This window comes from Arthrobacter sp. JSM 101049 (assembly GCF_041679245.1).
In the GTDB taxonomy this organism is placed as follows: Bacteria; Actinomycetota; Actinomycetes; order Actinomycetales; family Micrococcaceae; genus Arthrobacter_H.
The window spans coordinates 1,081,022-1,094,959 of sequence record NZ_JBGFFC010000001.1 but is presented as its reverse complement, the minus strand read 5'-3'; the positions used below and the strand labels follow the sequence as shown (position 1 = coordinate 1,094,959).

The 13,938-nt window shown below is 67.5% G+C and carries 13 protein-coding genes and 1 pseudogene; 9 read left to right on the top strand and 5 right to left on the bottom strand.

Annotated elements, in window-relative coordinates:
• Positions 1–472 (top strand): annotated as a pseudogene (locus AB8M85_RS05170) (pyruvate dehydrogenase (acetyl-transferring), homodimeric type); the annotation flags it as partial.
• A 40-nt stretch (positions 473–512) separates the two neighbouring features.
• Here the strand turns inward: AB8M85_RS05170 and AB8M85_RS05165 are convergent.
• From AB8M85_RS05165 to AB8M85_RS05155, 3 genes are all read right to left on the bottom strand, one after another.
• Entirely contained in the window at positions 513–1,865 is a 1,353-nt protein-coding gene (locus AB8M85_RS05165) for a permease prefix domain 1-containing protein (protein ID WP_372697676.1), read from the bottom strand.
• Positions 1,862–2,224: a PadR family transcriptional regulator gene (locus AB8M85_RS05160; protein ID WP_372697675.1), complete on the bottom strand. Its 363-nt coding sequence runs from the start codon at positions 2,222–2,224 to the stop codon at positions 1,862–1,864. The genes AB8M85_RS05165 and AB8M85_RS05160 overlap by 4 nt, the downstream gene beginning before the upstream one ends.
• Positions 2,225–2,308: 84 nt before the next feature.
• Positions 2,309–2,494: a hypothetical protein gene (locus tag AB8M85_RS05155; protein WP_372697674.1), complete on the bottom strand. Its 186-nt coding sequence runs from the start codon at positions 2,492–2,494 to the stop codon at positions 2,309–2,311.
• Positions 2,495–2,817: 323 nt separating this feature from the next.
• Between AB8M85_RS05155 and uraD the strand changes: the two genes are divergently transcribed.
• The 4 genes from uraD to AB8M85_RS05135 all read left to right on the top strand — a co-directional run bounded on the left by uraD (position 2,818) and on the right by AB8M85_RS05135 (position 6,377).
• On the top strand, positions 2,818–3,315 hold the full coding sequence (uraD, locus tag AB8M85_RS05150; RefSeq protein WP_372697673.1) for a 2-oxo-4-hydroxy-4-carboxy-5-ureidoimidazoline decarboxylase: 498 nt from the start codon (positions 2,818–2,820) through the stop codon (positions 3,313–3,315).
• A gap of 70 nt (positions 3,316–3,385) precedes the next feature.
• Positions 3,386–3,739, top strand: a complete 354-nt coding sequence (gene uraH / locus AB8M85_RS05145; RefSeq protein ID WP_372697672.1) for a hydroxyisourate hydrolase — start codon at positions 3,386–3,388, stop codon at positions 3,737–3,739.
• Positions 3,740–3,743: 4 nt separating this feature from the next.
• Complete coding sequence (gene pucL, locus AB8M85_RS05140; RefSeq protein WP_372697671.1) at positions 3,744–4,682, top strand: factor-independent urate hydroxylase; 939 nt, start codon at positions 3,744–3,746, stop codon at positions 4,680–4,682.
• A gap of 72 nt (positions 4,683–4,754) precedes the next feature.
• On the top strand, positions 4,755–6,377 hold the full coding sequence (locus tag AB8M85_RS05135) for a nucleobase:cation symporter-2 family protein (protein ID WP_372697670.1): 1,623 nt from the start codon (positions 4,755–4,757) through the stop codon (positions 6,375–6,377).
• A gap of 111 nt (positions 6,378–6,488) precedes the next feature.
• Here AB8M85_RS05135 and AB8M85_RS05130 read toward each other — a convergent pair whose 3' ends face one another.
• Positions 6,489–7,250: an IclR family transcriptional regulator gene (locus tag AB8M85_RS05130; RefSeq protein WP_372697669.1), complete on the bottom strand. Its 762-nt coding sequence runs from the start codon at positions 7,248–7,250 to the stop codon at positions 6,489–6,491.
• A 240-nt stretch (positions 7,251–7,490) separates the two neighbouring features.
• Between AB8M85_RS05130 and AB8M85_RS05125 the strand changes: the two genes are divergently transcribed.
• From AB8M85_RS05125 to AB8M85_RS05110, 4 genes are read left to right on the top strand one after another with little or no spacing between them, the layout of a single operon-like run.
• The gene (locus AB8M85_RS05125) at positions 7,491–8,882 is read left to right on the top strand and encodes an NAD-dependent malic enzyme (protein ID WP_372697668.1); all 1,392 of its coding nucleotides are present in this window, start codon (positions 7,491–7,493) and stop codon (positions 8,880–8,882) included.
• Between the two features lie 11 nt (positions 8,883–8,893).
• Positions 8,894–10,519 (top strand): malate synthase A, encoded by a 1,626-nt coding sequence (aceB, locus tag AB8M85_RS05120; protein WP_372697667.1) that lies wholly within the window; start codon positions 8,894–8,896, stop codon positions 10,517–10,519.
• A complete protein-coding gene (locus AB8M85_RS05115) occupies positions 10,516–11,787 on the top strand; it encodes an aldolase (RefSeq protein WP_372697666.1) in 1,272 nt (423 codons plus the stop codon). Before aceB ends, AB8M85_RS05115 begins: the two co-directional genes overlap by 4 nt.
• On the top strand, positions 11,780–12,622 hold the full coding sequence (locus tag AB8M85_RS05110) for a bifunctional allantoicase/(S)-ureidoglycine aminohydrolase (protein WP_372697665.1): 843 nt from the start codon (positions 11,780–11,782) through the stop codon (positions 12,620–12,622). Before AB8M85_RS05115 ends, AB8M85_RS05110 begins: the two co-directional genes overlap by 8 nt.
• A 79-nt stretch (positions 12,623–12,701) precedes the next feature.
• Here the strand turns inward: AB8M85_RS05110 and AB8M85_RS05105 are convergent, their stop codons facing one another.
• Positions 12,702–13,898 carry an ATP-binding protein gene (locus AB8M85_RS05105; RefSeq protein WP_372697664.1) on the bottom strand — a complete coding sequence of 399 codons (1,197 nt, stop codon included), beginning with the start codon at positions 13,896–13,898 and terminating at the stop codon, positions 12,702–12,704.
• Between the last annotated feature and the right edge of the window lie 40 nt (positions 13,899–13,938).

The following is a 13,938-nucleotide window of genomic DNA, read 5'->3' as shown; positions in this document are numbered from 1 at the left end:
CCAGCTGCTGGCCTCCGGCGTCTCCGTACCCTGGGCCCTGGAAGCCCAGCAGATCCTCGCCGACGAATGGGGCGTCTCCGCCGACGTCTGGTCCGTCACCAGCTGGAACGAACTGCGCCGCGACGGCGTCGCCGCCGAGCGGGACGCCTTCCTGTACCCCGATGCCCCGGTGCGCCGTGCCTACGTCACCGAGAAGCTGGCGGATGCCCGGGGGCCGGTGGTGGCCGTGAGCGACTATGCCAGCCAGGTGCCGGACCAGATCCGCCAGTTCGTCCCGAACGACTTCGCAACCCTGGGCGCCGACGGCTTCGGCTTCTCCGACACCCGCGCAGCAGCGCGGCGCTATTTTGCCATCGACGCCCACTCGATCGTCGTGCGTGCCCTGCAGATGCTTGCCGCGCGCGGGGAGGTCGCCCCGGAGGTGCCGCGGAAGGCGTTCGGCAAGTACCAGCTGGCCGCCATGACGCGATAGGGGCCCCGGGGCGCCTTGCCGGCAGGGCGCCCCTGATCTGCTACCGGAAGCCGAAGACGGGCGGGAAGAGCGCCACCACGATCAGCGCCCAGACACCGTAGGCCGGGAGGTACCGGGTCTGCCAGTGTTCCAGCTGGGCGAAGACTCGGCGCCGCCGCAGGAAGCCGAGGCCGAGCCATGCCGACCGGAGCAGGTGGACCAGCAGCAGCAGGTTCAGGCCCAGCGCCGAGATCTTATTGGGGCTGGGCCCGAACTCGGCGATCCGGGCGAGCATCGCGACCAGCATCACCACGTCGACGGCGATCGCGGCCAGGACGAGCAGGAGCTGGATGCCATCGAAGAGGCCCGGTGGCGCCAGGGAGTCCCGGGCCGAGATCGCGTAGAGCAACAGGCACAGCACCAGCACCAGGATCGCGTCCATCAAGATGAGCAGTTCCCGGTCGACCTCCCCGGGACCGCCGGCTGCCGCCAGCACCGCCAACATGGACAACAACATGAGCAGTGTTAGTGGGGTGAACACCTTGGTGAGCACCGGGGCGATGTTCTCCACCACGTTCTGCTTGGCTTCCACGAGCCAGGCGGCCACCACCAGGGCGCCGGGCACCGCGAACGGCAGGATCCAGCCCTCCATGACCGGTTCGAGGTCGAGGTCCACGAGTTGCAGGACGGCGAAGGTGAGCCCGATGAGGACAGCGCCACCCAGTGCCAGCAACGTGAAGTAGATGGCGATCTCACCGGTGAACCTCACGAAATCCATGCGGCGGACGTCGGAGCGCCACCGGCCGCCGGCATAGGCGGCCCCGGCAAGCATCCACAGGAGCACGGGGGCGTGCAGGATGGCCAACAGTTCGGTCGATCCGCCGGAGGCGACCGGGTAGGCGTTGAGCAGGACCGCCAGAACGGCAAAGGCCAGCAAGAGGATTCCCGCCGCCCGCCCCGTCAGTCGGCGTTTCCACGCGAAGTAGGCCGCGGGAAAGGGGACGACGAGCAGGCCGATGTTCCGGGCCAGGACGGACTCCTGGCCGAACAGCAGGACCCCGGCCTTCACCGCCAGGCCCGCGCCAACCGCCAGGCACAACACCACCACGAGTTCGCGCCGCCCCGTCCCCTCGGCGCCCCCGCGCCCTTCGGGGACCAAGACGAGTTGCTTCCACAACCGGTCCGAGTGCTCGCGGGCGAATTCGCGGGAGACGGCGTCGAGGTTCCCCATCCGCTTGATAGCCACGAGGAAGGCCTCGTCGTCATCGAGGCCGTTGGACTGCCGTTCGGCGATCTCCCCGCGCAGGTGGTCCTCGAGCTCATCGAGGTCCGCCGGGGCAATGGCCTGGCGCCGCTGCAGGTATCCCCTCCACCGTCCGATCTGGGCCTCCAGTTCGGCGTGCGCCTCCATCATGCCCACCCCGTCGCGGCCGCCGGCGGTTGTTCGAGTGCGCGCCAGGCCTGGCGCAGCGTCTCGGCCACCACGGCCCACTGCTCCTGCCGTTCGGCCAAGGCCTCGCGACCTGTGGGCGTGATGGCGTAGTGCTTGCGGCGGCGTCCGGCTTCGGACGTGCCCCAGGACGAGGACAGGTAGCCGAGGCGTTCGAGACGGTGCAACAGCGGGTAGAGCATGCCGTCGGTCCACTGCAGGTCCCCGTCAGAGAGTTCGCCCACGCGTTTGATGATGGCGTAGCCGTAGAGCTCGCCCTCCGCGAGGATCCCCAGGACCAGCGGGGTGGCCGCAGCGGCGACCAGATCCTTGTCGATGTGCATCGTGCCTCCATACCTAGATCTACTAGGTAATGAAGCATAGCAGTACTAGGTATGGAATGACTGTCGGCGGGGCGGTGCCGGAGGTTACCGCCGGCGGCTGGACGGCAACAGCCGGGCCCAGAATCCGGTGCGCGCGGATTCACTGCGCGGCGGCAGGGCGAAATCGGGGTCGGCCCCGCCGACCGAGTAGAACGGCGTGGCGGGCTCGCGGATCGTCGGAACCGCGTGCGCGGCGGCCTCCTGGTGTGTGGCCTTGTCTGTGGTGGTCATGCTGCACGTCCTATCGGTTTTCGTATAGCGAGAAAACTTTATTGGTTCATGGAAACATTGTGCGATCGGTGAGGCCGAAAAGGCAAGGGTTTGGGTGGAATCCGCTGGAGAACATGGAGGGATCCGGCCGGCGCATGCGTCCAGCGCCCGGGCGGGTGGAAAGCAATTCCCGGGAAGCCCTTGACAGCTGCGGTGTGAGCTGGCTTACAGTATTTGCGGAACCGGAGTTCCACGATACAAAAGCATCGAATCAAGTTGGCGTCACCGCCAATGGTCAAGGGTGTTCGGCACTGCGGAAGCGCAGCAACGAAAGAGCAGACCCGATGGACCTGATGCACTTCAATTCGACGACCGCGGACCAGGCGGCAGCCGCCGTCCGCCCCTGCGTTGACATCACCCGCTGGGTCGACGCCGTCGTTGGATCGCGGCCCTACCGCAGCGTGGACGAGCTGCTGGCCACCGCAACGTCAGCGGCGGCCCCCTTCGAACCCCACGAGGTCGACGCCGCCCTGGCACACCATCCGCGCCTGGGCGAGCGGGCCGCGGGGAACAGCGCCGAGGCGCATTTGAGCCGGGGCGAGCAGTCGGGCTTGGGGACCGACGACGGCATCACCGAGCGTCTCGCCGCCGCCAACGCCGCCTACGAGGCCCGTTTCCACCGGGTCTTCCTCATCCGGGCCGCCGGCAGGACGCCGGAGGAGATCCTCGCCGAGATCGACCGCCGGATGCAGAACTCCCCGGGACGCGAAGCCGCCGAGGTGGCAGCCCAACTGCGCGAGATCGCGGTCCTGCGCCTGCGCGGGATGCTTTCGCCCACCTGAGCAACACCGCCGTCGTCCCCTGTTTTCACCGCGGCAGACGCCGCCCCATGCCACCTTAGAGGAGCAGCAGATGAACGCGCCGCACCATCGCAGCCACATCACCACCCATGTACTCGACACCGGGACCGGGAGGCCCGCCTCCGGTGTCAAGGCCACGCTGGAGGCCCCGTCGGCCGCCGGCTGGCAGGAAATCGGATCAGGCACCACCGACGGCGATGGCCGGATCGGCAGCCTGGGCCCGACAGAGGTTGAACCAGGCCACTACCGGATCACTTTCGATACCGGGGCCTATTTCGGGACGAAGGGCACGGAAACCTTCTTCCCCGAGGTCGTACTAGGTTTCATCGTCGCCGATGCCGCCGAGCACTACCACGTACCCCTGCTCATTAGCCCGTTTGCATTTTCCACCTACCGAGGGAGCTAGAACCATGACTGCCATCACCACGGAACAGGCCACGACGGCGAACGCCTCACCGAAGATCGTGCTGGCGAAGAACCAGTACGGCAAGGCCGAAGTCCGGCTCGTGAAGATCACCCGTCACACCGCCCGCCACCAGATCGAGGACCTCAACGTCACCTCCCAGCTGCACGGCGACTTCGAAGCCGCCCACACCGAGGGAGACAACGGGCACGTTGTGCCCACCGATACGCAGAAGAACACCGTGTACGGCCTGGCCCGCGACGGGGTCGGATCCCCCGAGGAGTTCCTGGTCCGTCTCGGCGCCCACTTCACCGGCAGCTTCTCCTGGGTCACCGGTGGGCGTTGGGCTGCCGAACAGTATTCCTGGGACCGCATCGAGGACCACGACCACGCGTTCTCGCGGAACATGAGCGAGGTTCGCACAGCGGTGCTGGAGATCGCCGACGACCGCCAGGACGTCCTCGCCGGGCTCAGCGGCCTGACGGTGCTGAAGTCGACGGGCAGCGAGTTCCACGGCTTCCCGGTCGACCAGTACACGACGCTGCAGGAGACCACCGAGCGGATCCTGGCCACCGACGTCAACGCCCGTTGGCGCTACAACACGGACGCGGTCGCCGCCGGGGACCTGGACTACAACGCCGTCTATGCCTCGGTGCGCACCCTGCTGCTGCGTGGCTTCGCGCAGACCCACTCGCTGGCACTGCAGCAGACGATGTTCGAGATGGGCCGGCTGGTCCTGGAAGCCCACCCGGAGATTGAGGAGATCCGGATGTCGCTGCCGAACAAGCACCACTTCCTGGTCGACCTGGAGCCCTTCGGGCAGGACAACCCGCACGAGGTCTTCTTTGCCGCGGACCGACCGTACGGCTTGATCGAGGCGACCATCCAGCGCGAAGGCGTCGCGCCGACGCATCCGATCTGGGAGAACGCCGCCGGCTTCTGCTAGACGGCACCAAGGGGCGCCTGCGCTGCCACGCGGGCGCCCCTTCCATCACGGCAGTGTACGAGGAGGTCAGCAGTGAAGGCTGATAAACATCGCAATACCACCGCAATCCGGCGTCCGGAGGACGAGCGGCTGCCACTGGGGCGGACGTTCGCCTACGGACTCCAACATGTTCTCACGATGTACGGTGGGATCATCGCCCCGCCGCTGATCATCGGCGCCGCGGCGGGCCTAGGCACCAACGACCAGGCCCTGTTGGTCGCGTGTTGCCTGTTCGTCGGCGGGCTGGCCACCATCCTGCAGACGGTCGGCATCCCGTTCTTTGGAGCCCAGCTGCCGCTGGTCCAGGGCACCTCGTTCGCCTCGGTCGCCACGCTGGTGGCCATCGTCAATGGGGGCGGTGGGATCCAGGCCGTGTTCGGGTCGGTATTGGTCGCGGCGGTGTTCGGATTCCTGGTCGCGCCCTTCTTCGCCCGGATCATCCGCTTCTTCCCGCCTGTCGTCACCGGCATCGTGATCACGATGATCGGCTTGTCGCTGACACCGGTGGCCGCGAACTGGTCGATGGGAGGCAACGAGCAGGCCGAGGACTACGGCTCCCTGGCCAACATCGGCCTGGCCGCCCTAACGCTGGTACTGGTGCTGCTGCTGAGCAAGGTCGGCAACGCGGCGATCTCGCGGTTGTCCATCCTGCTGGCGATCATCGTGGGTACCCTGGTTGCGCGGGCCACCGGCATGGCCGACTTCTCCCAAGTCGGCAGCGGCCCGGTCGCCGCCCTGCCGCAGCCCCTGGCCTTCGGGGCGCCGGTCTTCGAGATCGGCGGGATCATCTCGATGACCATCGTTGTCCTGGTCATCCTCACCGAGACCACGGCCGATATCCTCGCCATCGGGGAAATCGCCGGTTCGCCCGTGGACAAGAAGCGCATCGCCAACGGGCTGCGTGCCGACATGGTTTCCAGCATCGCCGCTCCGTTCCTGAACACCTTCACCCAGAGCGCCTTTGCCCAGAATGTGGGCCTGGTGGCCATCACCGGGGTGAAGAGCCGCTTCGTCGTCACCGCCGGTGGCGGCATCTTGATGGTGTTGGGGCTGCTTCCCATCCTCGGCCGCGTGGTGGCAGCCATCCCATCGCCGGTGCTCGGGGGAGCCGGGATGGTGCTCTTCGGCACGGTGGCAGCCAGCGGTATCCGCACTCTGTCCAAGGTCAAGTACGACCAGAGCATGAACATGATCATCGTCTCGGCGTCGCTGGCCTTTGGCATGATCCCGATCGTCAAGCCGGACTTCTACGATGGGTTCCCTGATTGGCTTGCCACGATCCTGCACTCGGGGATCAGCTCCGCGGCGATCATGGCGGTGCTGCTGAACTTGCTCTTCAACGTGCTCACCTTCGGGAACCCGGCAAAGGACGCTTCGGTCTTCGTCGCCTCTCCGCCGAGGATGGTCCGAAGGGAACAGCTGAGGGGATTGCGGGACGGCGACCGGGTGGACTCCGGCAAGGTCGTCGACGCCGACGGCGAGGAGGTCCCCGTGGTCACGACCGAGCAGTTCACCGTGGCGCTGGCGGACCACGTCAGGGCGTGCGAGGCCGCGGGGGTCCGGGCCGAGCTTCCGGACGGGCTGGATCCGGAGGCGGTGTTGGAGGCGGCGCAAGCCGTTCCGCAGCCGAAGGAAAGCAGTATCCCCGCACACTAGCGGCAGATGGAACACAACGAGCGGCTCCCCGTGATGCCCGGCCGGAACCCCGGCCCACATCACGGGGAGCCGCTTTCGCCGGAGGAACGTGTCCCGCCCGGCGCCACTGCGCTAGTCCTGCGTGCCGGTCAAGGCCTCGGAGATGATGCTGGTGGCCTCCGTGAGCGCGGGAATGGCACGCTCCGCCAACGAGTCGTCCACCCGCGTGATCGGGCCCGAAATGGAAACTGCCATGGGCGTCGGTGCGCCAGGAACTGCCATGGCGAAGCACCTGACGCCCACTTCCTGCTCTTCCTCGTCGACCGCGAAGCCGACGCTGCGGATCTTCTTGATCTCGTCGTGCAGGGCCGACAGCGACGTGATCGCGTTCGGCGTCGGAGCCGGCATCCCGGCCTGGCCGACCAGACGGTCGATCCGGTCGTCGTCCAGCACCGAGAGGATCGCCTTGCCGGCGCCCGTGTTGTGGAGGCCGGCGCGGCGTCCGACTTCGGTGAACATGCGCATGCTGTGGGGGGAGGGGGCTTGGCTGACGTAGGTGATCTTGTCGCCGTCGAGCACCGCGAGGTTGGCCGATTCGCCCAGTTGTTCCACGAGGCGGCGCAGCAGTGGGGAGGCGACGGCACCCAGCTGGCGGTTGGCGACCTCGCCGAGCCGGATCAGCCGTGGACCCAGCGCGTAGCGGCGGTTGGGCAGCTGCCGGACATAGCCGATGCCCACCAGCGTGCGCAGTAGGCGGTGGATCGTCGGCAAGGGTAGCGGTGTCTCCTGGGCGAGTTCGCTCAGGGTGCATTCCCCGCCCGCCCTGGCAATGAGCTCGAGCAGCTCGAAGGCACGCTCGACGGACTGGACCCCGGTAGCGGGTTTGGCGGGCATTGGATCTCCTGGGTTCTCGGACCGGTGAAGGCACCGGAGGGGGGTCGAAGGGTCGGGAATTATTCGCCACACTACCGGAATCGGGGAACGGTTTTCCGACAGGCGAGAAGACGAGATGGAAACTCGTCGAATTTTCTAGCCTTCAACGGTTGCTTTTCCATTCCTCAAATAATAATGTCCACTATACGGAAACAAGTTGACCTGCGTTGGTCCGACCGACGAGATAAGAGGAGCAAATCCATGGCGAATCCCAGCCCCGGGTATTCACTGACCCTGCGGGTCGAGACCCCGGCGACCTTTACCGCCACGAGCGAGCTCGCCGCGGCAGTCGGTGCCGCCGGCGGATCCATCACGGCATTGGACGTCACCGAGTCGACGCACCTCTCCATGGTCGTGGACGTCAGCTGCAACACGACCGATGCCGCCCACGGCGAACGCGTCCGCACGGCCATCGACGCCCTGGACGACGTCACGGTCCGCAAGGTCAGCGACCGCACCTTCCTGATGCACCTCGGCGGCAAGCTCGAGGTCAACCCCAAGGTCCCGCTGCGCAACCGCGATGACCTCTCCCGCGCCTACACCCCCGGGGTCGCCCGTGTCTGCCAGGCCATTGCCGAGAACCCGGCCGATGCACGCCGGCTGACCATCAAGCGCAACACGATCGCCGTCGTCACCGACGGCTCCGCTGTGCTGGGCCTGGGCAACATCGGCCCCGAGGCCGCCTTGCCGGTCATGGAGGGGAAGGCGGCACTGTTCAAGCAGTTCGCCGACGTCGACGCCTGGCCGGTCTGCCTGGCTACGCAGGATACGGGTGCCATCGTGGAGATCGTCAAGGCGATCGCGCCCGTCTACGGAGGCGTGAACCTCGAGGACATTGCCGCTCCGCGGTGCTTCGAGATCGAGGCGCGACTGCGCGAGGAACTGGACATCCCCGTCTTCCACGACGACCAGCACGGCACGGCGATCGTTACCCTGGCCGCCCTGGAGAATGCGTTGAAGGTCGTCGGCAAGACCATGGACCGGGTCCGCATCGTGGTCTCCGGCGTGGGCGCCGCGGGCAACGCGATCGTGCAGCTGCTGCTGGAACGCGGGGCAACCAACATCATCGCCTGCGGACGTAACGGGGCCATCTCCCGTGCCGACACCAGCGCAGGGGGCCACCGGGCCTGGCTGGCCGAGCACACCAATCGCGAGGATTTCAGTGGGACGCTGCATGAGGCCCTGGTCGGCAGCGATGTCTTCATCGGCGTCTCGGCCCCCGGCATCCTCACCGGCGACCACGTGGCCACGATGGCCAAGGACGCCATCGTCTTCGCCATGGCCAACCCCGATCCCGAGGTCGACCCGGTGGAAGCCGGCCAGCACGCGGCGGTGGTCGCCACCGGCCGCAGCGACTTCCCCAACCAGATCAACAACGTCCTGGCGTTCCCCGGTTTCTTCCGGGGCCTGCTCGACGCCGGAGCCGTGGACATCATCCCCGAGATGCTGGTCGCCGCCGCCGAGGCCATCGCAGCACGCGTCGCCCCCGAGGAACTGAACCCGGGCTACATCATCCCGAGCGTCTTCGACCCGCACGTCGCCGCCGACGTCGCCGCGGCAGTGGCCGCAGCCGCCCGAAACAGCACCAAGTAAGGACAAAGACCATGAGCATCACCCTGACCCACACCCCCCGCGTCGCCGGTGCCGAGGCGATCCTCACCGAGGACGCCCTGGCGTTCATCGAGAACCTCCACCAGCGCTTCACCGGGACCCGCGACGCCCTGCTGGCCGCCCGGAGCTCCAGCCGGCGCGCCGCCTCGGCCAGCGGGACGATGGACTTCCTGCCAGAGACGGCCCACATCCGCCAGGCGGACTGGACCGTCGCCGAGGCCCCGGCGAAGCTCCGTGACCGCCGCGTGGAGATCACCGGCCCCGCGAGCCCGGCCAAGATGGCCATCAACGCCTTGAACTCCGGCGCCAAGGTCTGGCTTGCCGACCTCGAGGACGCCTCGACCCCCACCTGGCACAACGTCGTCGACGCCCTGGTCAACCTCGGCGCCGCAGCCCGCGGGACGCTCTCCTTCACCAATCCCGACGGCCGCGAATACACGCTGCGCCAGGACGCTCCCCTGGCCACCGTGGTCGTCCGGCCCCGCGGCTGGCACCTGCCGGAGGCCAACGTGCTCATCGACGGCAAACCGGCCATCGGCGCCCTGGTGGACTTCGGCCTGCACTTCTTCCACAACGCCGCCCACCTCGCCGCCAGCGGTGACGGGCCCTTCTACTACCTGCCCAAGATGGAATCCCACCTCGAGGCGCGTTTGTGGAACGAGGTCTTCACCTTCGCCCAGGCCGAACTGGGCATCCCGCACGGCACGGTGCGGGCCACCGTCCTCATCGAGACCATCCCCGCCGCCTTCGAGATGGACGAAATCCTCTACGAACTGCGCGAGCACGCCTCCGGCCTGAACGCCGGGCGCTGGGACTACCTGTTCAGCATGATCAAGTACTTCCGCGAAGCCGGACCGAAGTTCACGATGCCCGACCGTGCCGACGTCGCCATGACCGCGCCGATGATGCGCGCCTACACCGATCTGCTCGTGGCGACGTGCCACAAGCGCGGCGCCTTCGCGATGGGCGGAATGGCCGCGGTCATCCCCAACCGCCGCGAGCCCGACGTCACGGCGGCCGCCTTCGAGAAGGTCCGCGCGGACAAGGCACGCGAAGCCGGCGACGGCTTCGACGGGTCCTGGGTCGCCCACCCCGACCTCGTCCCGGTATGCGCCGAGGTCTTCGACTCCGTGCTGGGGGACCGACCCAACCAGCTCGAGCGCCAGCGCCCCGAGGTCGAGGTGACCCCCGCCATGTTGCTGGACGTCGAATCGGCACCGGGCAAGGTCACGGAGGCGGGCGTGCATGCCAACCTCTACGTCGCTGTCGCCTACACCGCCGTCTGGCTCTCCGGCAACGGTGCCGTGGCCATCCACAACCTGATGGAGGACGCCGCCACCGCGGAGATCTCTCGCTCGCAGGTCTGGCAGCAGATCCGCAACCAGGTCGTGGCCGAGGACACGGGCAACACGATCACCGCAGAGCTGGCCTCCGCGATCCTGGCCGAAGAAGTTGAGCGGCTGCGCGGGGAGGTCGACAACGCGGAGGTCTTTGCGGCCTACTACCAGCCCGCCGCCGAACTGATCGGCCGCCTGGTCACCGGGCAGGACGGGGACTTCGAGGATTTCCTCACCTTGCCCGCCTACCAGCTGCTCTCCACCGAGCTGGTGGCACCATGACCGGCCCGGCCGTCCTGGACGACGGCGCCCGCTCCGCGGTCGAGGTGCGTCTAGCCGCGACCGATCGGCTGCTGGCCCGCGCCTACCCCGGCCCGTCCCCGGTGCGCCAGCCCATCCACACCGCCTACGTTCCCGCCGACGCCTTCACCGGCGAGCTCGCAGCCGACTGGGGGCGGAAGGCCCTCGAGGCGGCACGGTCCGCCGGCGGGATCGACGCCCTGGCCACCGCCATCGGGGTCGATGTGGCGGCGGACCTGGTCGAGGCCAAGCTGGCCGCCGAACCCATCGAGGACCTGCGTCTGGACTTCGAGGACGGCTACGGCACTCGACCGGATGCCGAGGAGGACGCCGACGCCGTCCGTGCAGCCCGGGAGGTCAACCGGGCCGTCGCCGCCGGCAGCGCCCCCCCGTTCATCGGCATCCGCTTCAAGTCCCTCGAGGCGCCGACACGCGCCCGGGGCCTGCGCACCCTGGACCTGTTCATCGGCTCACTGGTCGAGAGCGGGGGCCTGCCGGACGGGTTGGTCCTCACGCTGCCCAAGGTCAGCACGGTCGCCCAGGTCGAGGCCATGGTCTACGTCTGCGAACGCCTCGAGGCAGCCCATGGGCTGGCTCCCAAGCGCCTGCGCTTCGAGGTCCAGATGGAGACCCCGCAACTGATCCTGGGGGCGGACGGCACCGTGCCGTGCGTCCAGGTGATCCACGCCGGCGGAGGCCGGGTGTCGTCGCTGCACTACGGGACCTACGACTACTCGGCCTCGCTGGGCATCGCCGCGGCCTACCAGTCCATGGAGCACCCGGCCGCCGACTACGCCAAGTCGGTCATGCAGGTCGCCGTGGCCGGCACCGGCGTCCACCTCTCCGACGGATCCACCAACATCCTGCCCGTCGGCGACCCCGAGCACGCGGTCGACGCCTGGAAGCTCCACGCCCGGCTGGTCCGCCGCCACCTCGAACGCGGGATCTACCAGGGCTGGGACCTGCACCCGGCCCAGTTGCCGACCCGCTACCTGGCAACCTACGCGTTCTACCGCGACGGGTTCGCCGCCGCCGCCGCCCGCCTGCGCAACTACGTGCACCGGATCGAGTCCGCCATCATGGACGAGCCCGCGACGGCGAAGGCGCTCGCCGACTTCATCCACCGCGGCCTGGCCTGCGGCGCCCTGACCGTGGCGGAGGTTGAATCCGCCGTAGAGATCAGCGTCGAGCAGCTGCGCACCCTCGCCCTCGGCCGCCCCACGCAACCAGCAAAGGAATCCCATGTCTGAGACCACCGTCGTCCCCCAGAACGCCACGTCGCCGTACTTCGGTGCCCAGGCCGGGCATCCGCCCCAGACGGACCTGCTCACCGATCGGGCGGTCGTCACCGAGGCCTACACGGTCATCCCGCGCGGGGTCCTGCGCGACATTGTCACCTCGGTCCTGCCGGAGTGGACCGGAACCCGGGCCTGGGTGCTGAACCGGCCCGTCGCCGGCGGGGCCACCACCTTCTCGCAGTCCATCCTGGAGGTCGCCGCCGGCGGAGGCTCCGAGCATCCCGAGCCGCAGCCGGAAGTCGAGGGGTTCATTTTCGTCATGGGCGGCGAGCTGACGGTGGTCATCGAGGGCACGTCCCACGTCCTGGCCCCTGGAGGCTTCGCGTTCGTCCCCGCCGGCACCGTGTGGACGGCCCAGAACGATGGCGTGGAGCCCACCCAGTTTCACTGGATCCGCAAGCGCTACCAGCCACTTGCCGGGCACACCGCCCGTCCCGTGGTCGGCAACGAACGCGACATCACCCCCGGCGCCATGCCCGGGACCGAGAACAAGTGGCGCACCACCCGCATGCTGGACCCGCAGGACCTGGCCTTCGACATGCACGTCAACATCGTCACGTTCGAACCCGGCGCCTCGATCCCGTTCGCCGAGACGCACGTGATGGAACACGGGCTCTACGTGCTCGAGGGCAAGGCGGTCTACCGGCTCAACGCCGACTGGGTCGAGGTCCAGGCCGGCGACTACATGTCACTGCGCGCCTTCTGCCCGCAGGCCTGCTACGCCGGCGGACCGTCGAACTTCCGCTACCTGCTCTACAAGGACGTCAACCGCCAGGTCGTCCTCTAGGCGCTCCTCCGGACACTGCACGACGGCGGAACACCAGGAGCCGGGCACCCCCTGTGGGGGCGGCCCGGCTTCCTGGTGTTTACTCGAGGACCTTGCGTTTGATGAAGTCGGCCATCCCGGGAACCGTGAAAGCCACAAAGCCCCGGTCCGGGGCATAGATATGGCCGTTCTTGATCAGTTCGCGGCGGGAGACCGACAGGTCGCTGGTGCGTGACTTGCCGGTACGAGTGACCAAGTCTTGAATCGCCGAAGGCTGTTCATCGTCCTCAGCCATGGCCTTCATGACTTCACGCTGGGCGGGTGTGGCCCGTTCCCAGCGTGACTGGTAGAGGCCACGATCCACTTCCTGGCGGGCCTTTTCTGAGCCGATTTCCGCATCTTCGAGCGTGATTCGGTTGGCTTGGGCGCGAACGTCCCAGACGTGCTTACCGCAGGCCTGAACGAAATAGGGATAGCCGCCCGACGTGTCGACGGCGAGCTCAAGCGCGTTGGCATCCCAGCTGACTTCCCGTTGTTCCGCAGGCTGGACCAGCGCGCTCATCGTTTCGTCTTCCTTGAGCAAGCCCAACGTCCTGTAGTCGTAGAGCCTCTCCGCGTAGCTCGTTGCGTCGGCGAGAACTGCCGGTAGGGACGGCAGGCCCGTCCCGATGAACAGGACTGGGACAGGCCACGCGGCCTGGCCGAGGTTGTGCAGTGCAACGTTGAGCCCATTGAGGTCGGGAGCCGGTGCTTCCTGGAGTTCATCGACCGCAATGAGGACTCCCGCATCTATCGAGCGCGCTGCCGACCCCAAACTGTCCAACAGGTCGCGGACGTCCTGCTCCGGGTCTCCACTGTCCGCCGTGCCAGGCTCGGGATCTATCTCGAACCCGAAACCATAGTTGCCCATGGGGTCGACTGTTAGTTGGAACGAGCGGAAGACGCGCAGTGCAGTCGAGAATTTTTCCCGAACGTGTTCGCCTGTCGACATGAGCTTCCGCAGTTGGGTATGCAGCTCCTTGGCAATGGCTTGGCTGAGGCTCCGGCCGGTAGTTGCCTCAAGCTTGATGGCCACCCAGCGGGAGGACGACTGGGCCCGGCGAACGAATTCATTGAGGAGAACGGTCTTGCCCACGCCTCTCAACCCGGAGATGATGATGGGCCGTTCGCCCTCCGATGCATCAAGGACCTGGTCCATCAATCGTGACACCTCCGTCACGATATCGTCGCGACCGGATAACTCCGGAGGAACGCGGCCTGCGCCCGGCCGGAACGGGTTCGTATCTGCGGAAGGCATTTATGTCCTTGTCTATGGCCGTATAAGAAAAATCTTATAT